Source organism: Pseudomonas sp. P4_B4 (assembly GCF_056402255.1).
Map to the genome: position 1 here is coordinate 152932 of NZ_JBFUHS010000001.1, position 24209 is coordinate 177140.

Consider the following 24209-nt stretch of genomic DNA (forward strand, 5'->3'; position numbering starts at 1 on the left):
AAGCGGTGTATCAGGCAGCAGCAGGCTTACTTTTCAAACCCGCTGGAAGGAAACACATCCGTCCCGCGCCAGCGCCGCACCGAACGCTGGAAGAACAAACTGTTGGGCACTTGCACCATGGCGCTACCAGTGCCGAGTTCTTCGGCCTCGATCAGCGTGGTGTAAAGGAGATTGATCGCCACCACCCGACCTTTGACGCCGGGCTTGTCGGTGGTGTCTACCAACTCGACCACGTCACCGAGGCGGAACGGGCCGACGGTAAAGATCAGAATCGCGCAGAGAAGATTGGAGAGCACGCTCCACATGGCGAAAAACGCCACCGCCGCGACTGCGACGAAACCGGACAACGCGGTCCAGAGTACCGTGGCCGATACACCGAGTCGCTCCAGCACGAAAATCAACGCACTGCCCATGATCAGCCAGCGCAGCCCCCCGCGCAGCGGCATCAGCAACTGCGGCGGAAACGGGTAGCGCTCACCGAGACGAGTCAGGCATTTGGCAACAAAGCGCTGAGCGATGTAACCGGCGAGCAGGATCAGCAGGATTTGCACGCCGAGCCAGATCGGCTCGACCCACACCGCCGGCAGTGGCAGCTTGAAGGCGTCCATCAGGACAGTGCCTCCAGCTCCGCCTGCATGCCTTCCAGCATTTCCAGGGCTTCCATCCACGCGTCCTCCAGCTGCGCCTCACGCACCTTCAGCTTGGCCTGTTCGGCCAGCAGATCACGCAATTCGTTCTTGCGCGCCTGCTCGTAGATGTCGCTGTCGCCGAGGCTGGCATCGATCTTCGCCAGTTTTTCGTGGAGCTTGCCCAGCTCGGCTTCAAGCTTGTCAGCCTCGCGCTTGTGTGGTGCCAGTTGCTGGCGCAACGCAGCAGCAGCCTGACGCTGGGCTTTCTTGTCGGTCTTGTCCGGGTTGACCGGCGTGTTGCTGACCGGGGCGTTGCGCTGGCGATACTCCACCAGCCAGCGGGTGTAGTCTTCCAGATCGCCGTCGAACTCCTCGACCTTGCCGTCCGCCACCAGATAGAAATTGTCGGTGGTGCTTTTGAGCAAGTGGCGATCGTGAGAGACCACCAGTACCGCACCACTGAATTCCTGCAGGGCCATGGTCAGCGCCAGGCGCATTTCCAGGTCCAGGTGGTTGGTCGGTTCGTCGAGCAGCAACAGGTTCGGTCGGTCCCAGGCGATCAAGGCCAACGCCAGGCGCGCTTTCTCGCCACCGGAGAAATTCAGTACCGGCTCGTCGATTCGCGCACCACGGAAGTCGAAACCGCCGAGGAAGTCGCGCAGGGTCTGCTCGCGCTCGATCGGCGCCAGACGCTGCAAGTGCAGCAACGGGCTGGCCTTGGAATCCAGCGAGTCCAGTTGATGTTGGGCGAAGTAACCAACGACGGTGTTTTCACCACGGGTCAAGCGTCCGGCCAATGGCGAGAGCTCACCGGCAAGGTTCTTGATCAGGGTCGATTTACCGGCGCCGTTCGGACCGAGCAGACCGATTCGCGCACCCGGGGTCAGTTGCAGCTTGACCTTCTCCAGCACGGCTTTGTCGCCGTAACCCAGGCGGGCATCGGACAGGTCGATCAGCGGGCTGGAAATTTTCTGCGATTCGCGAAAAACGAAATCGAATGGCGAGTCGACGTGGGCAGCGGTCAGCTCTTCCATCCGCTCCAGTGCCTTGATCCGGCTCTGGGCCTGACGGGCCTTGGTGGCCTGGGCCTTGAAGCGGGCGATGTAGCTTTCCATGTGCGCACGTTGCACCTGCTGCTTCTCGTACGCCTGCTGTTGCTGGGCCAGGCGTTCGGCACGGGCGCGCTCGAAGGCACTGTAGCCACCGCGGTACAGGGTGATCTTGCGCTGATCGACGTGGGCTACATGATCGACCACGGCATCGAGGAAGTCCCGGTCGTGGGAGATCAGCATCAGGGTGCCCGGATAGCTCTTGAGCCATTCTTCGAGCCAGATGATGGCGTCGAGGTCGAGGTGGTTGGTCGGTTCGTCGAGCAGCAGCAGGTCCGATGGGCACATCAAGGCCTGCGCCAGGTTTAGACGCATCCGCCAGCCACCGGAGAAATCCCCGACTTGACGATCCATCTGCTCGTTGGTGAACCCAAGGCCGGCCAGCAACTTGCGCGCCCGAGCATCTGCGGTGTAACCGTCGGCGCTGTCGAGTTCCGAGTGCAGGCGGGCCTGAGCGGCACCGTCATGGGCCGCTTCGGCTACCGCCAGGTCGCGTTGCACCTGGCGCAGGCGCAGGTCGCCATCGAGCACGTAGTCGACCGCCAGGCGTTCGAGGGTATCGACCTCCTGGCGCATATGGGCGATACGCCAGTCGGCCGGCAGGAAGCAATCACCCGAGTCCGGGTGCAACTCACCCCGAAGCAAGGCGAACAGGCTCGATTTGCCGGCGCCGTTGGCACCGATGAGGCCGGCTTTCTGGCCGGCGTGCAGCGTCAGCTCGGCGTCTTCTAGCAGACGTTGCGGGCCACGCTGTAAAGTCAGGTTCTGAAGTCGAATCATAATGGCGGCGGAGTCTACCAGCTTCGCTCGCAACTGGCGCGAGTAGCACTATGTCCTCTGACCTGTGGAGCTTTTCCCTGACCACTTACGCCCGTCCGGGCGTTGAGCAGGCATGCCTGCAATTGCAGTCGGCGGGGGTCAATGTGTGCCTGTTGCTGTGCGGTGCGTGGTTGGGACAACGAGGTGTGGCCTGCGATGAGCAGCGCTTGCAGCAACTACGCAGCGTGGCTGTCGCCTGGGACACCGATGTCGTGCGGCCGTTACGCGCCTTGCGCACACAGTGGAAAGCCGCGGCCACGGAAGACGCCGATTTGCATACCTTGCGTGAACAAGTGAAGGCACTGGAGCTGGAGGCCGAACGGCATCTGTTGTTGCGGTTGGAGAGAGCGGCGCAGAGTTGGCCGCAAGATGCCGGGGCCGATCTATCGGCCTGGCTGGAAGGTGCGACGGCTGAGGCCGCCCACCTGCACCGCGACGCGCTGCATCAGCTGCGCGTCGCGGTAACCGGCACTTAGGAAGCGCTGGCTGGGGTGGTTGCAACACTCGAAGTTACGGCAGGCGTTGGCGCTGGCGCGGCTGTCGAGGTGGTTGCTGCTGGCGCAGCCGGAGCGACTGGCTTGGCAACCGGCGCGGTGGCTGGCTTGGCGGCAACCGGCCTTTTCACTGCAGGTTTGGCCGCTGGTTTTGCAGCGGGTTTTGCAGCAGCCGGTTTGGCGGCAACTGGCTTGGCAGCGGCTGGTTTGGCGGCAACGGCTGGTTTCGCTGCAGCTGGTTTTGCAGCTGGTTTAGCAGCAGGTTTTGCAGCCGCTTTTACGGCAGGTTTTGCCGCTGGCTTGGCTGCTGGTTTGGCTGCCGGTTTTGCAGCGACAGGTTTTGCAGCCGGCTTGGCAGCAGGTTTCGCCGCAGCGGTGCGGGCAGCTGGTTTTGCAGCTGGTTTCGCAGCCGGTTTAGCGGCGGCGGTTTTAGCCACGGCTGGTTTGGCAGCAGTGGCTCGTGCAGCGGCAGGTCGTGCAGCGGCTGGTTTGGCAGCCGTGGTTTTAGCCGCAGGTTTTGCAGCGCTGGCAGCAGCCGGTTTTCTCGCAGCCGGTTTGGCAGCAGGTTTGGCTGCGGCAGTTTTAGCGACTGGTTTGGCAGCGGCTGGCTTGGCAGCAGCAGGCTTGGCCGGTGCTTTTGCAGCAGCCGGTTTGGCAGCGGCTTTCTTCGCAGGTGCCGCAGCTGGCTTGGCCGCACGCAGGGACAACGCCTTGCTGACAGCCTCTTGTACACGACCGACGCCCTGGGCCAGTTTCAGGCTTTCCTGAGCATCGCGCTTGAGTTGCAGAATGTAGCCGCGGGTTTCCGATTGACGATCTTTGAGGGCATCGAGCAGCTCCTCAAGATCGGCCACTACGTCCTTGGCCTTGGCTTGTGCCTTGGCTTTTCCGGCCGCCGCAGCGTCCTGCAATTTGGTGCGGGATTTGTGCAGTTTTTCTTGCGCTTTTCCGCGCTGCTTTTCCAGTTTGGCGAGCAACTTTTCAGCATCAGCCAAGGCTTCGGAACAAGCGGTTTCCAGATGCTCGAGCAAGCTGCCCGAGAGTTGTTGGAGCAGGTGCAATGGAGTGTTTACTGGCTTCTTGGTGGCCGACATGGTTTACCTCCTGGCTGAAGTGAGTGCGGCTCATACTAGACCTCTGCTGCAACCGCCGCTAGGGCATGTTGACACTATCGAAAGCGCTGCGTTGCAAAGGATTGAAAAACTTCTGCCTCGGCGCAAAAGCAGTTCACCGTTGCGCGCATTCCCGCTGGCATAATCGCCCGCATTTCAGGTCGGAGAGTGCTCATGTCGCGCTACCTTTTTTTATCGCTGTGCGTGTTTTTTTCAGCAGCTCAAGCCGCTGCAACAACACAGGAAAATGAAGCCCACGATCTCGCTTACAGCCTGGGTGCAAGCCTTGGCGAACGCTTGCGCCAGGAGGCTCCCGACCTGCAACTCCAGGCACTGGTCGAAGGATTGCAGCAGGCCTATCAGGGCAAACCGCTGGCGCTGAAGGACGAGCAGATCCAGCAGATATTGACCGAGCATGAAGCCCGGATCGCCATGCAAACAGACGAGCCGCAAAGCGAAATGGCACTGGAAAAAGAACAGCGTTTTCTCGCCACGGAAAAAGCCAGACCCGGCGTGCGTGAACTCGCTGATGGCGTGTTGCTGACCGAGTTGACACCAGGCACTGGCGCCAAGGCCGGACCGAACGGCAAGGTGCAGGTGCTGTACATCGGTCGCTTGCCCGACGGCACGGTGTTCGATCAGAACAGTCAGCCACAATGGTTCAGTCTCGACAGCGTGATCGCCGGATGGCGTAGCGCACTGCAAAACATGCCGGTCGGGGCGAAGTGGCGACTGGTGATTCCATCGGCTCAGGCCTATGGCGCCGATGGTGCCGGTGACGTGATCGCACCGTTCACTCCACTGGTGTTCGAAGTCGAACTGCGTGGTGCTACCGGTTGAGGACGCAAACGAAAAACGGCGTGCCTTGGCACGCCGTTTCGGGATCTTGCAGGAAGTGCTTCAGGCCTGAACCGAATCGGTTTCCTTGTGGGCGGTGTGCAGCACTTCGATCAGGCAGTCTTCCAGCTCAAAGCGCTCATGCAACAGTCCGCCGAGCGTCTTGAACTCTTCGGCGACACACTTTCCTGCATCACACAGGTCATTGAACGCGAGTAGCTTTTCGGTGATGACGTCGATACGCGGGTAGATCGTCTCGGCGAGCTCCAGGCCACGCTGGTCGTTGAAGGCCTTGGCCTCCCCCGTCAGCTGCTCGTAGATCTCGAAGTGCCCGGCCGATACATAATCGACCAGCACGCCGCAGAATTCCTGCAAGGGCTTGCGGTTCTCACCCAGCGCCTCAGGCTTTGCGCCGAGAGCGTCATAGGCCCCGATCAGTTCGTGTCGTTCCTGCAACCAGCGATCGATCAGCAGGTGCACTCCGCCCCAGCGTTCCTGAGCATTCTGACAACTTTCGAGCATGGTGATCTCTCTTCCCTTGTGGGTCAGCTGCTCTATGCCCGCTCGCCTCTTGTAACGTCGGTGGGCGGTCAGGCAGAGCGTCATCGAGCAACATAATTCCAATGACACGTGCGGGCCAGATTATGCCCGCACGACACTGGCTTCAAGGTACGCAGGCGATAAAGTTCATACAAGTGTTTAATCGCCGGCAAAGGCCCGGTGCGACGACTCGCCGCTGAGTGGTCGCTGATAGCTGGTCCAGACCAGTCGCAACGACTGGTAAACGGCCAGAATCATCATTGCGACGAAGAACAGCAGGCTCCACTCTGTGAGACTCAGATCGAACAGCGTCCAGGAAATTTCCACACAATCGGCAGCCCCCTTGAACATTTGCTGTACGACCGATAGCCACGGAGAACTGGCCAACAGGTCCGCCAGACGGGTCGAGCACGCCGCTCCCTGTTCTGCCGGAAGGCTTTGCAGCAGGACCTGTCGCCACGCCGTGACAGTGCCAGCCAGGCTGCAACAAAGACTGAGCAGCCAATACAGAACGTTGCCTATGCGACCGGGGCCATGGACCGAAGCCATCAGGCAGACACCGGTAAAGAGCGCCAGGCAAAACCGCTGCACAAGACACAAGCCGCAAGGCCGCAGGCCGACTGCATATTCCAGGTAGTAGGAAACACCCATCGCCAGGGCACCCGCAACGAAAGCCATGAAAAACAAGGAGCGTGAGCAGGCCAAAGACATGGCTTTTCCGTAAAAGTAGTGACAGACCATTACGGTAGAGGAAAGCGCGACGGCCTTTCAAGGCAAGTGCCCACAGAGACTTCAGCACAGGTGTAGGGAAATCCCGACGCAGGCGAGAGGATAAAATGTAGTCCTCTGTAGGACTTTGCCTGCGACGAAATTTTGCGACTGAATTTCAACCAATCAACGCACTGCGGCGAGGGCGATTGCTCACTCGCCGCAGGTCATCGCTCAGACGCCGGAACCTGGCGCCAGCGAATGGGTCAAGCGCGGACTGGCACTGGCAGAGGGGCCGCGAGCAAGCGTTCATCCAACAACCCCAGGCCTTCCTGAAACAGCTGGTTGCTGCGCTCGGTATCACCCATTTGCGCCAGCAAGCGTGCCAGTTCCGCACAGGCTTCCGGATTGCGTTGTACACGCAGGCTGCTTTCCAGATAGTCCCGGGCCTTGCCCCACAAACTGTTTTGCAGGCAAAGACGGCCCAGTGTCAGCAGCAGGCCCGGATCAGCCGGATGGTCCTTGAGCCAGCCTTCGGCGGCCTGCAACTGGCGGGTCGGATCATTGCCGCGAACCAATCCGTAGAGTCGTGCCAGATGACTGTCGTAGCCGAGTTTGAGAGCGGTGCGCAGCACTTCTTCGGCCTCGACCTGAGCCCCAAGTTGCCGCAGTTGTTCGGCATACGCGAGCACCAGCTGCGGCTCCTGACGCTGTGCCGAGGTCAGTTGTTGCCAGGCACGTTCCAGCGATTGCTGCCCCACCGCTCCGTCTTCTTCTCGTTGCGCCGCCAGAGACAGGTTCGCCCCCCAGGCCCGACGCTCCAGCTCGGCGAGTTCGGCCGCCGACAGGATTTTGTCCTTGCGCAGCTCCGGCAGCAGGCGAATCACCGCCGACCAATCACCACGCTGCTGAAGCAGGCGCTGCAACTGACGCAGGGTCTGTGCGTTATGAGGATGGCGTTCACGCATGGCTTGCAGGGTGGCAAGGGCGCCTTCGGTATCACCGCGATCGGTCTGCAACTGAGCGTGGCTCAAGGCGATCGCCAACTCGGCCTGAGGCTGACGCTCCAGGGCGCGCTCCAGCAAGTTGTCGCTTTCTTCGTAATTGCCTTGTTCGTTCGCGGCACGGGCAGCGCCGAGGTAGTAAAGCAGCGGCTGGCGCTCGGCTTCGGCAGCCCGATGCAAGTGCCGTTGGGCGCTGGCCCAGCGACCCTCGGCCAGGTCCAGCTGACCATGCTCGATCGCCACCTGCACCCGACGGCTGCGGTTGCGCCGAGACCACGGATTGACCACGCCACTGGAAGCCATCACCAGTTCGACCAACGACCTGATGCCCCAGATCACCAGCCAGAGCACAGCCACCAGCGCCAAAGTAGCCCACAGGCTCGACTCATAGCGGAAGGTCTTGTAGGCAATCAGCACGTAACCGGAGTGTTCGGCAATCGCCAGCCCCAGCGCAGCGGCAGCGGCGATCACGAGGAACACGATCACATAGAGGCGTTTCATGGCGTGGCCTCCGGCGCGGTGTTCGCGGCAGGCCTGGCCAGTGGCTTGACCGAATCTTCGGCATTGACGTTGCGCCGCTCCAGATACCCCTGCACCGCGCTCAGGGTGCCGGTCATGTCCGGAGTGACTACGGTGACAGGTTGCTTGCTCAACTCGGCCACCTGCTCAAGCATGACTTTGCTTTGTGCGTTGTCCGGGTTGAAGTTGCCCTTGAGGATGTCCCGCGCTTCGTCCAGCACCTGGGAGTAAACCGCCGCCTGGCCATTGAGTGCGGCCCACTGCGCTTGCTCCAGCGCCAGGCTCAGGGCCAGGCGTACCTGACTCAGGCTCTGGCCGGCCAGCAATGGGCGAACGTTTTTGTCGGCACTGAAATCGATACGGATGTAGCGGGAAATCTGATCCCACCATTGCGCCCAGCGGCTGGCACCGTCGCCATCGGCGGTCAGGCCCAGCAACGAATCGCCACGGTCCTTGTACTCCGGCGCCAGCTCGGTGAGGCTGGCCACTTGATCGCGCAGCGCGCCAAGGCGCAGGAACAGCCCGGTGCGATCCGGTTGTTCGGTGCTGCGCAAGGCGATCAGGGTCTTGGCCACCTGCTCGCGAGCAGCGAAGGAGCCCGGGTCGTTTTGTTCACGCAGTATCTCGTCGGCACCCTGGACCAGTGCCTGGGCGCTGCTGATGTCCTGCAAGGCGGACAGTCGCAGGCTGGCCAGACGCAGCAGGTGCTCGGCCTCGGCCAGACGCCAGTCCTTGCGACTGGCGCCGAGTACGGTTTCCAGCCGTTGGTTCAACCGCTGCTGATCACCTTGCAGCTGAATCACCAGACGGCTGCGTGCTTCCAGTTCATCGGCAGGAGGCAATTGTGCCAGGCGTGCGCTCAGGCGTTCCTCATTGAGCTTGAGGTTTTGTGCCTGGTCATTTAGCGCCTGCACCTGGCTCAGTTGCTGCTGATTATTGGCCTGAAGGTGACGCACCTGCCAGACACCCCAACCGCCCACCGCGACACCAGCCGCACCCAACAGCAGCGCGATGATTGCCAGACCGTTGCCTCGACGCTGCTCGGCAGCAGGTGGCGGCGGCGGCATTTCATCAACAGGAGCATCAACAGGTGCATCAAGCACAGGTCGCACGTCATCTTTAGGCAAGGCTGTTTCGCTCACGTATCCATCCTTTGCATCAGAAAACGGGTACGGGATGCTCCCGTAACGCCGTCAGCAAGGCCGCGGCACTGGCGCCGCGACAATCCACAACTGTTTTGGCCCCGGCGGCACGCGCCATTTCGGCAACCCTGGGGCTCGGTACAAACAACGGCAACCGCGCCAACTGCGGCCAGGCATCGCCGGCCAATTGGTGCAGGTGCTCAAAACCTTGTCCACTGCTGACCACCAGCCCGTTCAGGCGTTCCGCCTGGATCCGTTGCGGCAGCAGTGTCGGCGGATAAATCGACAATCCCCGGCGGTACAACTCCAGATACTCGACACTAGCACCAAGCTCACGCAAACGTTCAGCCAGCAACTCGCGCCCGCCCTCCCCACGCAGGATCAGCACTCGCGCATCGGGTTGTGCGATAGCCTCGCGCAGTCGGGAAAGTTCGAGCAAGGCTTCACTGTCATCGCCTTCTGCCGGGAAGCTCACGTCCAGCCCGTGATCCTCGAGGATCTGCGCAGTCGCCGCGCCGACGCTGAACCACTTCACACCGGGCGGTGTAGGCCAATACCGCTCGAGCAGTTCGACGCCGATCCGGGCGGCCGGTTTGCTGACCACGATGACGGCGCAGAACTGATCCAGCGCCGCAATCACCTGGTGCATTGTGTCAGTGGCCGCAATCGGCTCGATGTCCAAAAGCGGCAGACTGTTACTGAATATCCCCTGTTCGGCCAAAAAACTGCTCAGCGCCGCCGACTCATCGGCGGGACGCGTCAGCAGCAAGCGCCAGCCGATCACTCGTGACCAGCCTCGCCATAGACCGCTTTGAGGATGGCGTCGGCACCCTGGCTGAGCAGATCTTCGGCTACTCGCACACCCAGCGCCTCGGCATCGCCGCGAGGGGCGCGGGCTTGCGCGCTGAGCAACAGGCCACCGGCTGGATCGCCCACCAGTCCGCGCAACCAGACCTGCTCACCTTCCAGCACGGCGTAGCAGGCAATCGGCACCTGGCAGCCGCCATTGAGGTGCTTGTTGAGGGCTCGCTCGGCGGTCACGCGGGTGGCGGTGTCCTGGTGATGCAGGGGTGTCAGCAACGCATGGATTTCACTGTCGGCGCTGCGGCATTCGATACCCACCGCCCCCTGACCACCGGCCGGGAGGCTGTCGTCGACGCTGATGGCCGAGGTGATGCGATCTTCGAAGCCCAGGCGGATCAGGCCGGCAGCGGCGAGGATGATGGCGTCGTATTCACCGGCATCGAGCTTGGCCAGGCGAGTGTTGACGTTGCCGCGCAGGAAGCGGATTTGCAGGTCCGGGCGACGGGTCAGTAATTGAGCCTGGCGGCGCAGGCTTGAGGTGCCGACGATACTGCCCTGGGGCAACTCATCCAGGCTGGTGTAGGTGTTGGAAACGAAGGCATCGCGCGGGTCTTCCCGCTCGCAGATGCAGAACAGACCGAGGCCTTCGGGGAAGTCCATCGGCACGTCCTTCATGGAGTGCACGGCGATGTCGGCTTCATTGTCCAGCAGCGCGGTTTCGAGTTCCTTGACGAACAGGCCCTTGCCGCCGATTTTCGACAGCGGCGAGTCAAGCAGCTTGTCACCACGGCTGACCATGGGGACGAGGGTCACCAGCAGGCCCGGATGAGCTGCTTCAAGACGGGCTTTGACGTATTCGGCCTGCCACAGGGCGAGAGCGCTTTTGCGGGTGGCGATGCGGATCTGGCGAGAGGACATGGATCAATCCGTACTGAATAGATACGGTAGATAATAACAGCTCAGCCAAATCCACTTTGACTTGTATCAGATACTACTCGGCCTCCCTGGCCCCGGATGTCCGGCAATCGGGTGTGAAATTCGCCTGCGAACAGCTGTTTAAAGCTGTTGCATCATTTTGCGTACCCCAGCCACATGACGCCGGCTGACGATCAACGCATCACCATTGAGGCCTTTGAGGAATAGCTGAAAATGCCCCAGGGGTGTGCGTTGCAATCGCTCGATACGCTCGCGGGCGACCAGTGCATTGCGATGGATACGCACGAAACGGTCACCGAATTCGTCTTCGAGGGCCTTGAGCGGCTCATCGAGCAGCACTTCGCCGCTTTCGTGGCGCAAGGTCACGTATTTATGGTCGGCAATGAAATACACCACCTGATCCAGCGGAATCAGCTCGATCCCTTTACGGGTTCGGGCGCTGATATGGCTGCGCGGGCCGTTGCCGCTTTCGGCAGCAGGGCGGGTCAGGGCGGCGAGCTGGGCACGATTGGGGCGCTCGGCTCTCTTTAATGCGTCATGTAATTGTTCAGTTCTCACAGGTTTCACCAGATAGCCTACGGCGCTGGCCTGTAAGGCTTCCACGGCAAATTCATCGGGCCCGGCGCAGAACACCACGGCGGGCGGAGTTTCGCGTTCGCATAACCGCGCAGCCACTTGCAGGCCATCCAGGCCTGGCATGCGGATATCGAGCAGCACGATATCCGGCTTGTGGCTGTCAATCAGTGCCAACGCCTCTTCGCCATTCGTGGCACTAGGCTCCAGGACACTGTATCCCTCGAGTTCGCCAACCATTCGGCTCAGGCGCTCGCGGACCAAGGGTTCGTCATCAACGATCAGGACATTCATATTGCGCTGGATTCCTGCGTGAGTCTCGCACAAGGATAGCGTAGACAGGTGAAGTGACGTCCGTCACCGCGATCCACGCTAAGACTAGCGCGAGCGTCAAAAAGTGCCGCTGGTCCGGCGGCTAAATTTTCATCTGCCGGGCGATTGGCGGTCCAGGTCCGCATTGGCGACACATCGCCACAGGGTTTGCTGATACGCAATATGAACACCCCACTCTTCTTATAGCCAGCGGCTGCACCGAGAAGTGCGCTGATCCTACTGTCCAACTGTAGACGGTTGCCGGGACGATATAGCTCAATTGGAAAATATCGTTCGGCAAAAATACGCGGGTCTTACCCGGGCCTGGGCTCTTCCCCCCCAAAAAAACGTATCGACCAGTGTCAGCGACAGGATTGGCAACCCTGTTATTATCCGCGCCAGCGTTCCACGCCTTCTTACCTCAAGCCGATACGAGCGAATTCATGAGCACTGACAAGACCAATCAGTCCTGGGGCGGCCGCTTCAGTGAACCCGTCGACGCCTTCGTCGCCCGCTTCACCGCCTCCGTCACCTTCGACCAGCGCCTGTATCGCCACGACATCATGGGCTCGATCGCCCACGCCACCATGCTGGCCAAGGTCGGCGTGCTGACCGATGCCGAGCGCGACAGCATCATCGATGGCCTGAACACCATCCAGGGCGAAATCGAGGCCGGTCAGTTCGACTGGCGCATCGACCTCGAAGACGTCCACATGAACATCGAGGCGCGCCTGACCGACCGCATCGGCGTGACCGGTAAAAAACTGCACACCGGCCGCAGCCGTAACGATCAGGTCGCCACCGACATCCGTCTGTGGCTGCGTGACGAGATCGACCTGATCCTGGCCGAAATCACCCGCCTGCAAAAAGGCCTGCTGGAGCAGGCCGAGCGCGAAGCCGCCAGCATCATGCCGGGGTTCACCCACCTGCAGACCGCACAGCCGGTGACGTTCGGGCACCACATGCTGGCCTGGTTCGAAATGCTCAGCCGCGACTACGAGCGCCTGGTCGACTGCCGCAAGCGCACCAACCGCATGCCGCTGGGCAGCGCGGCGCTGGCTGGCACCACCTACCCGATCGATCGCGAATACACCGCCCAACTCCTGGGTTTCGACGCGGTTGGCGGCAATTCGCTGGACAACGTCTCCGATCGTGATTTCGCCATCGAATTTTGCTCGGCCGCCAGCATCGCGATGATGCACCTGTCGCGCTTCTCCGAAGAGCTGGTGCTGTGGACCAGCGCGCAGTTCCAGTTCATCGATCTGCCGGACCGTTTCTGCACCGGCAGCTCGATCATGCCGCAAAAGAAAAACCCGGACGTACCGGAGCTCGTGCGTGGCAAGACCGGTCGCGTATTCGGCGCGCTGATGGGCCTGTTGACCTTGATGAAAGGCCAGCCTCTGGCCTACAACAAGGACAACCAGGAAGACAAGGAACCGCTGTTCGACGCCGCCGATACCCTGCGCGACTCGCTACGGGCCTTTGCCGACATGGTTCCGGCGATCAAGCCCAAGCACGCGATGATGCGCGAAGCGGCCCTGCGCGGTTTCTCCACCGCCACCGACCTGGCCGACTACCTGGTGCGTCGCGGCCTGCCATTCCGTGATTGCCACGAAATCGTTGGCCATGCCGTGAAATACGGCGTGGACAGCGGCAAGGACCTGGCGGAAATGAGCCTGGAAGAACTGCGCAAGTTCAGCGACCAGATCGATCAGGACGTGTTCGCCGTGCTGACCCTCGAAGGCTCGGTCAATGCCCGCAACCACATCGGCGGCACCGCGCCGACGCAGGTGAAGGCTGCTGTGGCTCGCGGTCAGGCGTTGCTGGCCAGCCGCTAAAAGCTAAAAGCATCGCGGGCAAGTCGGATCGCCGCACCGCCGCTCCCACAGGTTAAGTGTGACCCTTGTGGGAGCGGGCCTGCCCGCGATGACATTCGCAAGAACGCTACAAAACCTACTTCTTGCTGGCGACCATCGCCATAAACGCCGGCATCGCCGCCTCTCTGTCCGCCGCAATTCGCTGAACGTTGGGGTTCTGTCCCAGATGCTCCAGCAACGCCTTGGCCGCCGGCATTTCTGCCAGCAGATCAATCCCGAACACCTTCTGCCCGACCGCACTGGCCAGTGACACGCTGTACTGGAAGTACAGGTCGGCAATGCTCAAGCTTTCTCCAGCCACATAAGGGGCGAATTTGCCGTGCCTGGCCAGGGACGCAAACCCCAGTACCAACTCAGCCTTGCTCTTTTCCTTAATCGCCTCCGGTACCGTCATGCCAAAAAATGCTTCCGGGAAGCAGGCACGCGCCGGCAGTTCGATGTACAGCTCGATTTCCTTGGCCAACGCCAGCACCTGCGCGCGCTCGAACGGCTCATTCGGCAACAGCGGCTTGCCCTTTTGGGCTTGTTCGATGTACTCGAGAATCACACTGGTTTCGTTGATGTAGCCCTGCTCGACGCCCAGCACCGGGACCTTGCCCCGCGGGCTGATCGCCAATGACTCCGGGGCCCGGGTCGGGACGAACATGACTTCCTCGAACGGCAGGTCTTTTTCCAGCAACGCCAGTTTGACCATGTTGTAGTAGTTGCTGACACAAAATCCATAAAGTTTAAACATCACATAGCCTCCAGGCCGTGCGGGGTGGGCAGTGCCTGTTTATAGAACGCTACCGGGATTCTTGCCAGCAGCATCACGCGACTGAATGCGGGTAAACTGGCCACCTTTCCCTGAGGAGCCTGCCATGAGCGAGCAGAACGATATCGACAACGACGAAGAAGAGTTCGCCGAAAGTACCCTGATCCAGGCCATCGAAAACCAGATCGAAAGCGACAACCCGCCAGCGGCCAAGGCGACGTTCAACAAGCTGACGCTGGTGGGTTACGAGCGGGAAGAAATCCTCAACTTGATGGCTCATGTTTTGGCGGTAGAAATCGACGCAATCCTCGAAGAAGACCGCGCATTCAACACCGAATGGTACGAGGCTGCGCTGCGGGCATTGCCCGAGTTGCCGCCGGAAAAGCAATAAACCCACGCCCTCGCTGTAGGAGCGAGCTTGCTCGCGAAAAACCCGAGAGCGCCACGGGGCATCTGGTTTACGCGTCATCGTTGACGATCTTCGCGAGCAAGCTCGCTCCTACAGAGGAAAAAAAACCCTGTCACGAGCACTGGACATGCCGGACAAGCGGGTTCACCTTAGGGGCGCTGTCGTCCAATTCCTAGAAAGTCTGGAGTCCTTATGTCGCTTACCCCTGAGTTGGTTGCCGAACTGGAAATCCTCGCACTCTTCAACCTGGACAGTTCCCAGGAAGGTTTGAAAATTCATCAGACCGCTGCCCCGAAAGCTATTGCCGCTGCCAAACGCCTATTTGAAAAAGATCTGATCGACCAGCCTGATGGCGGCTATCTGACCAGCCTGGGTCGTGACGCCGCGCAAAATGTGCAATCCGTGCTCACCATTCTGAGAGCCGAAGAAACAGCCTGAATTCCCCCGCATCGCCCACGGAAATCCCTGCTGAAGGATTTCCGCGGGCGCATTTTGATGCCCGCTGTAGCCGCACGATAGAAATCTGACGCCAGAAATACAAAATCAGCTTAAAAGTCCCGTGACCCAGGCGCTAAACTCCCCCTCACCTGAGCCCCCACGTCCGAGCCCTGCGAGCCGGTTTGAGCTGACATGACGCGCACCCATGAAATCCGCCCCGATCTGGACGAGGGAATCGACCGCAAGGTTCTCAGCCAGCTGCGCGCACGCTTTCTGAAGCTCAACGAAGGACGCATGGCTCGCGCCATGGAAGGGTTGTCGACCCGCCAGCAAGGGGTCCTGACCTTGCTGCCGCTGTTTTTCCACGTTAACCATCCGCTGTTGCCCGGCTACGTTTCCGGCAGTACGCCGGCCGGGCTGTCGAATTTCGAACCGGATGCCAATGTCCTCGCTGAAGCCCAGCGCCTGACCCGCTCGTTTTCCTACAAACCGCGCCACGGCAGCAATCCGCCACGACCGATTCATGGACTGTTCCTGATGGGCAGCCTCGGCACCCTGGCGCAGGCCGACCAGAGCGACATGGATGTGTGGGTCTGCCATGGGCCGGACCTGACCGAGAACGAACTCGCCGAGCTGCGCAAAAAATGCCAGTTGCTGGAAGCCTGGGCCGCCAGCCAAGGCGCCGAAGCACATTTTTTCCTGATCGACCCGAACCGTTTCGTCCGCGGCGAGCGCGATACCCAGCTGAGTTCGGAGGATTGCGGCACCACCCAGCACTACCTGTTGCTGGACGAGTTTTACCGCACCGCGATCTGGCTGGCCGGTCGTACACCGATCTGGTGGCTGGTGCCGGTCTACGAAGAGTCGAGCTATGACCGTTACACCCACACCTTGATTTCCAAACGCTTCATCCGCGCCGATGAAACCCTCGACCTCGGCAACCTGGCCTACATCCCGCCCGGCGAATTTATCGGCGCTGGGCTCTGGCAGTTGTTCAAGGGCATCGAGTCGCCCTACAAATCGGTACTCAAGCTGCTGCTGACAGAGGTTTACGCCAGTGAACACCCCAGGGTCCATTGCCTGAGCCTGCGCTTCAAGCAAGCGGTGTTCGCCAACCGACTCGACCTCGACGAACTGGACCCGTACGTCGTGGTGTACCGGCGCATTGAGGAATACCTGATCGCCCGCAACGAACCGGAACGCCTGGAACTGGTGCGTCGCGCGTTGTACCTGAAGGTCAATCGCAAACTCACCGGCAACAGCCGCACCCAGAGCTGGCAACGCACTTTGCTCGAACGCCTGGCCCATGAATGGCACTGGGACCAGCGCCAACTGACCCTGCTCGACAGCCGCAGCCAGTGGAAAGTCCGCCAGGTCAGTTCCGAGCGGCGGTCACTGGTCAACGAGCTGAACTACAGCTACCGCTTTCTCACCCAGTTCGCCCGTCACGAACAAACGGTCAGCCGCATCAACAAGCGCGACCTGAGTGTCCTCGGCCGTCGCCTGTACGCCGCTTTCGAGCGCAAGGCCGGCAAAGTCGAATTCATCAACCCCGGCATCGCCCCGGACCTGGCTGAAGACACCTTGACGCTGGTGCACGCACCGAACAAGAAAGAACTGGGGCAAAGCCAGTGGGGCTTGTACAACGGCAGCCTGACGGCACTGGAGTGGGAGCATTTCGCGCCGATCAAACGCAGCCGCCACTTGCTCGAGCTGCTGACCTGGTGCCACCGCAATGGCGTGATCGACAGCAGTACCCGCCTGGCCTTGCACCCCGGCACCAGCGACTTGAGCGAATTCGAACTGTTCAACTTGCTCGGCAGCCTGCAACAGACCATCGCCCTGCCCTTGCCCACCGTCGCCGAAGAACCTCTGTTGCGTGCCAGCGTACCGAGTGAAGTGCTGATCCTGGTGAATGTCAGCATCGATCCGCTCAAGCACCATCGCGACCTGAACATCCTCATGACCACCGAACGCACCGACTCCCTGAGCTACGCCGGTGTCCGGGAAAATCTGGTGCTGACCCTGGACCAGGTCACGCTCAATAGCTGGAACGAAGTGCTGGTCGGCCGCTACGACGGCCCCCACGCCCTGCTCGACTGCATCCGCGACTACCTCAACAACCTGCCGGCGGGACCACAACAGCCGAAGCTGAGGGTGCGTTGCTTCTGCCATAACCGCGCGCAGTTCATTGCCCAACGGGTCGAGGAAATCCTCGATACCGCGCAGAACCTGCTGCTGAGCCGGCTCAACCATCGCTACCTGATCCAGGTCCAGCAGCACTACCACGTGCTGGAGTTGGTGCCGGGGCAGGTCCAGCACATCGCGCTGACCACTTTGCCGGCGCTGATCGATTACCTGGGCGAGGAAATGGCCAGCTACAGCCCGCTTCACCTGGACCCAAAGGCACTGGAAGAGCACGACCTCGCGCTGTTCCTGCCAACGGGCCAGCCGGACTGCATTCAAGTGTTCTATCGGGTCAACGAAGATCAGGCTGAGCTTTACGTGCTCGATGAGTTCAATGCCTTGTGGCAGCAACGCCTGCCTTGGCACGATGAGCAAAGCCTGCTGGTGCCGCTGCAGCGTTTCCTGCAATCGATCCAGTACCGTCGCGATGCCCCGCTGCCAATGGATGCTGCCCACCCCTTGAACCTCGACACCCTGTATTGCCAGTTGTTGCCGTCAGGCCCTGGCCGGGCGCGCCGCATCGAAGCCCGGCCGGTACCGCAGACGCCGGTGAACAAGCCGTTCTACGACGTGCAGGCGATCGTCGGCAAAGCCGCACCGGGTCAGGTGCAGGTGACGTTGTATTGCAATCAACGGGAGTTTTCCGAGCTGGAACATGGCGACCAGTTGTTCCGCGTGGTCGCCCGGGAAATCGTCGGGCAGCGCCGGGAAACCGAACGCTACCGCTGCTACATCACCGACCTCGACCTGTCAGGCCTTCTGGGCGAAGGGCAGAGTTCCACCCATCTGTACCTGCGCTACAAAGCTGACCTTGAGCACGCATTGAACGAGGCGCTCGATCAGGTCTGAGCGGATGTCACTCGGGGAATGCGCCGCCATTGGCCGGCTGCGATTCGACTTCCAGCAGCGTCAGCTTCAGGGTCTTGCCACCCGGAGCCGGCCAATCGATGTGCTGGCCAACCTTCAGGCCGAGCAGCGCGCTGCCCACCGGCGCCAGGATCGAGACCTTGCCTTCGTCGGCATTCGCATCCTTGGGGTACACCAGGGTCAGGTGGTAGTCCTTGCCACTGCCTTCTTCGCGGCAATGCACACGGGAATTCATGGTCACGACATCCGCCGGCACTTCATCGTGGCCGACCAGGGTATCGGCGCGATCCAGTTCGGTTTGCAGCGCAATAACGCCCGGCAGCGTGTCGTCCAGGCTGTCGATCAGACGCTCCAGACGCTGGACGTCCAGACGGGTAAGGGTGATGGAAGGTGCGGTCATGATCTGGGCAGACTCCTTTCTTCTGCACGAAAAAAGCAAAACCCCGCCAGAAAAAGGCGGGGTTTTCATAAGCCTCGATGGGTGGAGGCGTTTCTGGACACTATCACAGCTCAAAAAATATACAAGTCATGGCCAAACCGACGCTATGGACTTGTAGAGAACTCCTGTGGCGAGGGGGCTTGTCGGATCGCCACAATGACTCGCTAGGCTGAAACTTTGCGGTGGGCAGCCTGCTCGCAAATCACCCGCCGACGCTGATCGTCGGCCGAACGCCACTCACGAATATCTTCGACATGGCGAAAGCAGCCCAGACAGACTTTCTGCTCATCCAGCCGGCAAACTCCGCTGCACGGCGACGGCACCGCCGGGCTGACATTGCTGTAGAGCGGCTTGGGCGCACGGACAGGCGCAGGCTGGGTCACGATCTCACAGTCCTTCGAAATCGAGCTCGACACCCGCTTGTTGCTGGACGATACGCTCGAGCATTTCACCCAACTGCTCTTCGCTCTTGTCACACATCCAGCGCTCGCTTTCTTCGTCGTAGTCGAAGTGGAAACCACCGGACACCGCCGCCAGCCACAGCTGACGCAGCGGCTCCTGGCGACTGAAGATCAACTGGCTGCCGTTCTCGAACTTGACGGTCAGCACACCGGCCGAGCTTTCGAGGTCGATATCCAGGTCGCTGTCGTCAAAGATGTCCTCCAGGGTTTGCTGGGTGGCATCGACCAGGTCGTGGAAACGCGCTTCGGACAAACTCATTACGGCAACCTCAAAAAGTGTCTGATCAGGCTCAAGGGCCGCAAGATACGACCGAGCCCCGTCGATTGCAAAGAATAACGACCTGTGGGTTCGATGTGCTTGCGGCCAAGCCCCGCCGGACGGGCGGTCCGCTGCATAGGCAAGCTGCCGGGTGGCCGGTATACTCCGGCGCAATTAATGCATTTTCAAGGATTTCGCCATGAAGCGCCTGATCTCCTCCCTCGCTGCGCTCCTCGCGGTTGCCTGCCTTGTGTCGGCCTGCGGTCAAAAAGGCCCGCTGTACCTGCCCGATGAAGACCAGGACCCTGCCGAACAAGCCAAGTCGTCGCAGCAGCCTGCCTCCAAAGCACACAAGCACGACGTCTACCAATAATAAGGGAACCTCATGGACGCTTTTAACTACCGTGACGGTGAACTGTTCGCGGAAGGTGTTGCCCTGTCTGCCATCGCCGAGCGCTTTGGTACACCGACCTACGTTTACTCCCGCGCACACATCGAAGCCCAATACCTGGCTTATGCCGATGCGCTGGCCGGCATGCCGCACCTGGTGTGCTTTGCGGTCAAGGCCAACTCCAACCTGGGCGTACTGAATGTCCTGGCACGTCTGGGCGCCGGTTTCGACATCGTCTCCCGTGGCGAACTGGAACGTGTACTGGCCGCTGGCGGCAGCGCCGACAAGATCGTGTTCTCCGGCGTCGGCAAGACCCGTGACGACATGCGTCGCGCCCTGGAAGTCGGCGTGCACTGCTTCAACGTCGAATCCACCGACGAGCTGGAACGCCTGCAAGTGGTCGCCGCCGAACTGGGCGTTCGCGCGCCGATTTCACTGCGCGTGAACCCGGACGTCGATGCCGGCACCCACCCGTACATTTCCACCGGTCTCAAAGAGAACAAGTTCGGCATCGCCATCGCCGACGCCGAAGACGTGTACGTGCGTGCCGCGCAGCTGCCGAACCTGGAAGTGGTCGGCGTCGATTGCCACATCGGCTCGCAACTGACCACCCTGCCGCCGTTCATCGACGCTCTCGACCGCCTGCTGGGCCTGGTCGATCGCCTCGGCGATTGCGGCATCTACCTGCGCCACATCGATCTCGGTGGTGGCCTGGGCGTGCGATACAAGGACGAGGAGCCGCCACTGGCTGCCGACTACATCAAGGCCGTGCGCGAGCGTCTCGACGGTCGCGATCTGGCGCTGGTGTTCGAGCCGGGCCGCTTTATCGTCGCCAACGCCGGTGTGTTGCTGACCCAGGTCGAATACCTCAAGCACACCGAGCACAAAGACTTCGCCATCGTCGACGCCGCCATGAACGACCTGATCCGCCCGGCGCTGTATCAGGCCTGGATGGACGTCACTGCCGTGCGCCCGCGCACCTCCGCTGCTCGCGCCTACGACATCGTCGGTCCGATCTGCGAGACCGGCGACTTCCTGGCCAAGGATCGTCAACTGGCCCTGGAAGAAGGCGACCTGCTGGCCGTGCATTCGGCCGGTGCCTACGGGTTTGTCATGAGTTCCAACTACAACACCCGCGGCCGTACCGCAGAAGTGTTAGTGGACGGTGATCAGGCATTTGAAGTGCGTCGCCGTGAGACGGTAGCCGAGTTGTTTGCTGGCGAAAGCCTGCTGCCGGAGTAAAACCATGCTGCTGCGTTTTACCAAGATGCACGGCCTGGGCAATGATTTCATGGTCCTCGACCTGGTCAGCCAGCACGCGCACATTCTGCCCAAGCATGCCAAGCAATGGGGCGACCGGCACACCGGCATCGGTTTCGACCAGTTGCTGATCGTCGAAGCGCCGAGCAACCCGGACGTGGATTTCCGCTATCGGATCTTCAACTCCGACGGTTCCGAAGTGGAACAGTGCGGCAACGGTGCGCGCTGCTTTGCCCGTTTCGTGCTCGACAAGCGCCTGACCGCAAAGCGGCAGATCCGCGTCGAGACCAAAAGCGGCGTCATCGAACTGGACGTGCGAAACGACGGCCAAATCAGCGTCAACATGGGCGCCCCGCGTCTGGTGCCGGCGGATATTCCGTTCCAGGCGCCGGAGCAGGCCAAGAGTTATCAGGTCGACGTCGACGGCACCCCGGTCGATCTGGCCGCCGTGTCCATGGGCAACCCCCATGCCGTGCTGCGGGTCAGCGATATCAACAACGCGCCGGTGCATGAGCTGGGCCCGAAAATCGAACATCACCCGCGCTTCCCGGCACGGGCCAATGTCGGTTTTCTCCAGGTCATCGACCGGAGCCGCGCGCAGTTGCGCGTCTGGGAGCGTGGAGCCGGGGAAACCCAGGCTTGCGGAACCGGCGCCTGTGCCGCCGCAGTGGCCGCGATCAGCCAGGGGTGGATGGATTCGCCGCTATTGATCGACCTGCCTGGCGGGCGCTTGTCCATCGAATGGGCAGGCCCTGGTCAACCGGTGATGATGACCGGCCCGGCAGTGCGCGTATATGAAGGACAAGTGCGTCTTTGAGTGAGCGAAACCCATGACCGACAAGCCTCAGGTACCCGCACGACAAGCTGACGAATCACCGTCCGAAAGCCTGGAGGCGGCGGCTGTTGCCGCGTACCTGGAGGCTCATCCGGACTTCTTCGTCGAGCACGAAGAACTGCTCCCGTCCCTGCGTATTCCCCATCGGCGCGGCGATACCGTGTCGCTGGTGGAGCGTCAGATGACCATCCTGCGCGACCGCAACATTGAACTGCGTCATCGCCTGTCGCATTTGATGGACGTGGCCCGGGACAACGACCGCCTGTTCGAAAAAACCCGTCGATTGCTGCTGGCGTTAATGGATGCCGCCAGCCTGGAAGACGTGGTGATGTGCGTCGAAGACAGCCTGCGTCAGGACTTCCAGGTGCCCTTCGTCAGCCTCATCCTGCTCGGCGACAACGCCATGCCGGTCGGCCGCTGGGTCACCCACGCCGAAGCGCAAGTGGCTATTGGCGGCCTGCTCTCGGAAGACAAAAGCGTCAGTGGCAGCCTGCGCGAGCATGAACTGGACTTCCTGTTCGGCGAAGAACAGCGCAAGCAAATCGGTTCCACCGCGGTCGTTGCCATCAGCCACCAAGGCATCCACGGCATCCTGGCCATCGCCAGCCGCGATCCGCAGCACTACAAAAGCTCGGTGGGCACCTTGTTCCTGAGCTACATCGCTGAAGTCATGGGTCGCGTGCTGCCACGGGTCAACAACTCCCTGCGCTCGGTACGCTGAACATGGAACGACAACTGGACGCTTACTGCGAACACCTGCGCAGTGAGCGGCAGGTGTCGCCGCACACGCTGTCGGCCTACCGCCGCGACCTCGATAAAGTGCTGGGCTGGTGCGTCAAACAGAATATCGGCAGCTGGACGGCGCTGGACATCCAGCGCCTGCGCAGCCTGATTGCCCGTCTGCACGCCCAAGGTCAATCATCTCGCAGCCTGGCGCGATTGCTGTCGGCCGTTCGCGGGCTCTATCATTTCCTGAACCGCGAAGGCCTGTGCGACCACGATCCGGCCAATGGCCTCGCGCCGCCCAAAGGCGAACGCCGCCTGCCGAAAACCCTCGACACCGACCGCGCGCTGCAATTGCTGGAAGGTGGTGTCGAGGATGACTTTTTGGCTCGCCGGGACCAGGCGATTCTGGAGTTGTTCTACTCCTCGGGCCTGCGACTGTCTGAACTGACGGGCCTGAATCTCGATCAACTCGATTTGGCCGACGGCATGGTCCAGGTGCTCGGCAAAGGCAGCAAGACCCGCCTGCTGCCGGTAGGAAAAAAGGCCCGTGAAGCGCTGGAGCAGTGGCTGCCACTGCGGGCCATGGCCAACCCGGCAGACGATGCGGTGTTTATCAGCCAGCAAGGCCGCCGCCTCGGCCCCCGGGCGATCCAGGTGCGGGTCAAGGCTGCCGGCGAGCGCGAACTGGGGCAGAATCTGCACCCGCACATGTTGCGGCACTCCTTCGCCAGCCATTTGCTGGAATCCTCCCAGGACCTGCGCGCAGTGCAGGAACTGCTCGGACACTCGGACATCAAGACCACGCAGATCTACACCCACCTGGACTTCCAGCACCTGGCCACGGTCTACGACAGCGCCCACCCACGGGCCAAACGCATTAAGGGCGACGATTCATGAGCATTCAGTTGATCACCTTCGACCTCGACGACACCCTATGGGACACCGCCCCGGTAATCGTCAGCGCCGAAGCCGTTTTGCGCGAATGGCTGACCGAGCACGCGCCCAACCTGGGGGCGGTGCCGGTGGAGCATTTGTGGTTGATCCGCGAACGAGTACTGGCTAACGAACCGGGTCTCAAGCACCGCATCAGTGCGTTGCGTCGCCGGGTCCTGTTCCACGCCCTGGAAGAGTCTGGCTACGGGCATAGCGAAGCGTCGGATCTGGCGGACAAGAGCTTTGAAGTGTTTCTGCACGCTCGCCATCAGATCGAAGTGTTTCCGGAGGTCGAACCGACCCTGGAAATCCTCGCCAACCATTACGCTCTCGGCGTGGTCACCAATGGCAACGCCGATGTGCGCCGGCTGGGCCTGGCGGATTACTTCAAGTTTGCGCTGTGCGCAGAAGACATCGGCATCGCCAAACCCGACGCACGATTGTTCCAGGAGGCCTTGCAGCGCGGTGGCGCGACCGCTGAATCGGCGGTGCACATTGGCGATCATCCGGGCGATGACATTGCCGGTGCGCAGCAGGCGGGAATGCGGGCGATCTGGTTCAACCCGGCGGGCAAGGTCTGGGAAGCAGAACGACTGCCGGATGCGGAGATTCGCAGCCTGACCGATTTGCCGGCGTTGCTGGCGAGTTGGAACAAGGCCTCGGCCTGACACAAAACCAATGTGGGAGTGGGCTTGCTCGCGAAAGCGTCGTGTCAGTCAACATCAATATCGACCGACATACCGCATTCGCGAGCAAGCCCGCTCCCACAGGGATCACCATAGGTTTCAAATTTTTGTTTCAGGCATGAAAAAGCCCGCGGCGACGGCGGGCTTTT

26 protein-coding genes and 1 pseudogene are annotated in these 24209 nt (G+C 61.2%); 12 read left to right on the forward strand and 15 right to left on the reverse strand.

Annotation, left to right across the window (positions count from 1 at the left end):
- Positions 1 to 26: 26 nt before the first annotated feature.
- The gene (locus AC1DVE_RS00745; RefSeq protein ID WP_223455415.1) at positions 27 to 608 is read right to left on the reverse strand and encodes a mechanosensitive ion channel family protein; all 582 of its coding nucleotides are present in this window, start codon (positions 606 to 608) and stop codon (positions 27 to 29) included.
- On the reverse strand, positions 608 to 2518 hold the full coding sequence (locus AC1DVE_RS00750; protein WP_223455412.1) for an ATP-binding cassette domain-containing protein: 1911 nt from the start codon (positions 2516 to 2518) through the stop codon (positions 608 to 610). Before AC1DVE_RS00750 ends, AC1DVE_RS00745 begins: the two co-directional genes overlap by 1 nt.
- A gap of 50 nt (positions 2519 to 2568) precedes the next feature.
- Here AC1DVE_RS00750 and AC1DVE_RS00755 point away from each other — a divergent pair, with 50 nt between their 5' ends.
- Positions 2569 to 3033: a TIGR02444 family protein gene (locus tag AC1DVE_RS00755; RefSeq protein ID WP_223455411.1), complete on the forward strand. Its 465-nt coding sequence runs from the start codon at positions 2569 to 2571 to the stop codon at positions 3031 to 3033.
- Here the strand turns inward: AC1DVE_RS00755 and AC1DVE_RS00760 are convergent.
- Positions 3030 to 4145 (reverse strand): AlgP family protein, encoded by a 1116-nt coding sequence (locus AC1DVE_RS00760; protein ID WP_223533979.1) that lies wholly within the window; start codon positions 4143 to 4145, stop codon positions 3030 to 3032. The two genes, AC1DVE_RS00755 and AC1DVE_RS00760, sit on opposite strands and share 4 nt — an antisense overlap.
- A gap of 192 nt (positions 4146 to 4337) precedes the next feature.
- Here AC1DVE_RS00760 and AC1DVE_RS00765 point away from each other — a divergent pair, with 192 nt between their 5' ends.
- The gene (locus tag AC1DVE_RS00765) at positions 4338 to 5003 is read left to right on the forward strand and encodes an FKBP-type peptidyl-prolyl cis-trans isomerase (RefSeq protein WP_223455407.1); all 666 of its coding nucleotides are present in this window, start codon (positions 4338 to 4340) and stop codon (positions 5001 to 5003) included.
- 60 nt (positions 5004 to 5063) lie between these two features.
- Here AC1DVE_RS00765 and rsd read toward each other — a convergent pair whose 3' ends face one another.
- From rsd to AC1DVE_RS00805, 8 genes and pseudogenes are all read right to left on the reverse strand, one after another.
- A complete protein-coding gene (gene rsd, locus AC1DVE_RS00770) occupies positions 5064 to 5522 on the reverse strand; it encodes a sigma D regulator (protein WP_223455405.1) in 459 nt (152 codons plus the stop codon).
- A gap of 177 nt (positions 5523 to 5699) precedes the next feature.
- Positions 5700 to 6251 (reverse strand): disulfide bond formation protein B, encoded by a 552-nt coding sequence (locus AC1DVE_RS00775; RefSeq protein ID WP_223455403.1) that lies wholly within the window; start codon positions 6249 to 6251, stop codon positions 5700 to 5702.
- A gap of 263 nt (positions 6252 to 6514) precedes the next feature.
- On the reverse strand, positions 6515 to 7753 hold the full coding sequence (locus AC1DVE_RS00780; protein ID WP_223455401.1) for a heme biosynthesis protein HemY: 1239 nt from the start codon (positions 7751 to 7753) through the stop codon (positions 6515 to 6517).
- Complete coding sequence (locus tag AC1DVE_RS00785; RefSeq protein ID WP_223455399.1) at positions 7750 to 8913, reverse strand: uroporphyrinogen-III C-methyltransferase; 1164 nt, start codon at positions 8911 to 8913, stop codon at positions 7750 to 7752. The genes AC1DVE_RS00780 and AC1DVE_RS00785 overlap by 4 nt, the downstream gene beginning before the upstream one ends.
- Positions 8914 to 8929: 16 nt before the next feature.
- Complete coding sequence (locus AC1DVE_RS00790; protein WP_223532353.1) at positions 8930 to 9697, reverse strand: uroporphyrinogen-III synthase; 768 nt, start codon at positions 9695 to 9697, stop codon at positions 8930 to 8932.
- Positions 9694 to 10635: a hydroxymethylbilane synthase gene (hemC, locus tag AC1DVE_RS00795; protein ID WP_223455395.1), complete on the reverse strand. Its 942-nt coding sequence runs from the start codon at positions 10633 to 10635 to the stop codon at positions 9694 to 9696. Before hemC ends, AC1DVE_RS00790 begins: the two co-directional genes overlap by 4 nt.
- A 138-nt stretch (positions 10636 to 10773) precedes the next feature.
- The gene (locus AC1DVE_RS00800; RefSeq protein ID WP_150724927.1) at positions 10774 to 11520 is read right to left on the reverse strand and encodes a LytR/AlgR family response regulator transcription factor; all 747 of its coding nucleotides are present in this window, start codon (positions 11518 to 11520) and stop codon (positions 10774 to 10776) included.
- Positions 11517 to 11639, reverse strand: a pseudogene (locus tag AC1DVE_RS00805) (sensor histidine kinase); the annotation flags it as partial. The gene AC1DVE_RS00800 and the pseudogene AC1DVE_RS00805, both read right to left, overlap by 4 nt.
- Positions 11640 to 11981: 342 nt before the next feature.
- On the opposite strand from AC1DVE_RS00805, the gene argH reads away from it, so the two are divergent.
- Complete coding sequence (argH, locus tag AC1DVE_RS00810; RefSeq protein ID WP_223455394.1) at positions 11982 to 13376, forward strand: argininosuccinate lyase; 1395 nt, start codon at positions 11982 to 11984, stop codon at positions 13374 to 13376.
- 115 nt (positions 13377 to 13491) lie between these two features.
- Here argH and AC1DVE_RS00815 read toward each other — a convergent pair whose 3' ends face one another.
- Positions 13492 to 14151, reverse strand: coding sequence for a glutathione S-transferase family protein (locus AC1DVE_RS00815; protein WP_223532351.1), 660 nt, complete (start codon positions 14149 to 14151; stop codon positions 13492 to 13494).
- A gap of 124 nt (positions 14152 to 14275) precedes the next feature.
- Between AC1DVE_RS00815 and AC1DVE_RS00820 the strand changes: the two genes are divergently transcribed.
- From AC1DVE_RS00820 to AC1DVE_RS00830, 3 genes are all read left to right on the forward strand, one after another.
- On the forward strand, positions 14276 to 14560 hold the full coding sequence (locus tag AC1DVE_RS00820) for a hypothetical protein (RefSeq protein ID WP_223455390.1): 285 nt from the start codon (positions 14276 to 14278) through the stop codon (positions 14558 to 14560).
- Positions 14561 to 14770: 210 nt separating this feature from the next.
- Positions 14771 to 15016, forward strand: coding sequence for a TIGR02647 family protein (locus AC1DVE_RS00825; protein ID WP_223455388.1), 246 nt, complete (start codon positions 14771 to 14773; stop codon positions 15014 to 15016).
- A gap of 192 nt (positions 15017 to 15208) precedes the next feature.
- The gene (locus AC1DVE_RS00830) at positions 15209 to 18052 is read left to right on the forward strand and encodes a class I adenylate cyclase (protein ID WP_223455386.1); all 2844 of its coding nucleotides are present in this window, start codon (positions 15209 to 15211) and stop codon (positions 18050 to 18052) included.
- A gap of 7 nt (positions 18053 to 18059) precedes the next feature.
- On the opposite strand, the gene rnk is transcribed toward AC1DVE_RS00830, so the two are convergent.
- The 3 genes from rnk to cyaY form a co-directional block, all read right to left on the reverse strand.
- Entirely contained in the window at positions 18060 to 18470 is a 411-nt protein-coding gene (rnk, locus tag AC1DVE_RS00835) for a nucleoside diphosphate kinase regulator (protein ID WP_008050852.1), read from the reverse strand.
- Positions 18471 to 18673: 203 nt separating this feature from the next.
- Positions 18674 to 18892, reverse strand: coding sequence for a DUF1289 domain-containing protein (locus AC1DVE_RS00840; protein WP_223455384.1), 219 nt, complete (start codon positions 18890 to 18892; stop codon positions 18674 to 18676).
- Between the two features lie 4 nt (positions 18893 to 18896).
- The gene (gene cyaY, locus AC1DVE_RS00845) at positions 18897 to 19229 is read right to left on the reverse strand and encodes an iron donor protein CyaY (protein WP_007980802.1); all 333 of its coding nucleotides are present in this window, start codon (positions 19227 to 19229) and stop codon (positions 18897 to 18899) included.
- Positions 19230 to 19428: 199 nt separating this feature from the next.
- Here cyaY and lptM point away from each other — a divergent pair, with 199 nt between their 5' ends.
- Genes lptM through AC1DVE_RS00875 form a run of 6 tightly spaced genes read left to right on the forward strand, consistent with a single transcriptional unit; the run spans position 19429 to position 24042 of the window.
- Positions 19429 to 19602, forward strand: coding sequence for an LPS translocon maturation chaperone LptM (lptM, locus tag AC1DVE_RS00850; RefSeq protein WP_223455382.1), 174 nt, complete (start codon positions 19429 to 19431; stop codon positions 19600 to 19602).
- Positions 19603 to 19614: 12 nt separating this feature from the next.
- On the forward strand, positions 19615 to 20862 hold the full coding sequence (lysA, locus tag AC1DVE_RS00855; protein ID WP_223455380.1) for a diaminopimelate decarboxylase: 1248 nt from the start codon (positions 19615 to 19617) through the stop codon (positions 20860 to 20862).
- Between the two features lie 4 nt (positions 20863 to 20866).
- Complete coding sequence (dapF, locus tag AC1DVE_RS00860; protein WP_223455378.1) at positions 20867 to 21697, forward strand: diaminopimelate epimerase; 831 nt, start codon at positions 20867 to 20869, stop codon at positions 21695 to 21697.
- Between the two features lie 13 nt (positions 21698 to 21710).
- Positions 21711 to 22436, forward strand: coding sequence for a DUF484 family protein (locus AC1DVE_RS00865; RefSeq protein ID WP_223455376.1), 726 nt, complete (start codon positions 21711 to 21713; stop codon positions 22434 to 22436).
- A 2-nt stretch (positions 22437 to 22438) separates the two neighbouring features.
- The gene (gene xerC / locus AC1DVE_RS00870; protein WP_223455374.1) at positions 22439 to 23338 is read left to right on the forward strand and encodes a tyrosine recombinase XerC; all 900 of its coding nucleotides are present in this window, start codon (positions 22439 to 22441) and stop codon (positions 23336 to 23338) included.
- A complete protein-coding gene (locus AC1DVE_RS00875) occupies positions 23335 to 24042 on the forward strand; it encodes an HAD family hydrolase (RefSeq protein ID WP_223455372.1) in 708 nt (235 codons plus the stop codon). Before xerC ends, AC1DVE_RS00875 begins: the two co-directional genes overlap by 4 nt.
- Positions 24043 to 24209: the final 167 nt, after the last annotated feature.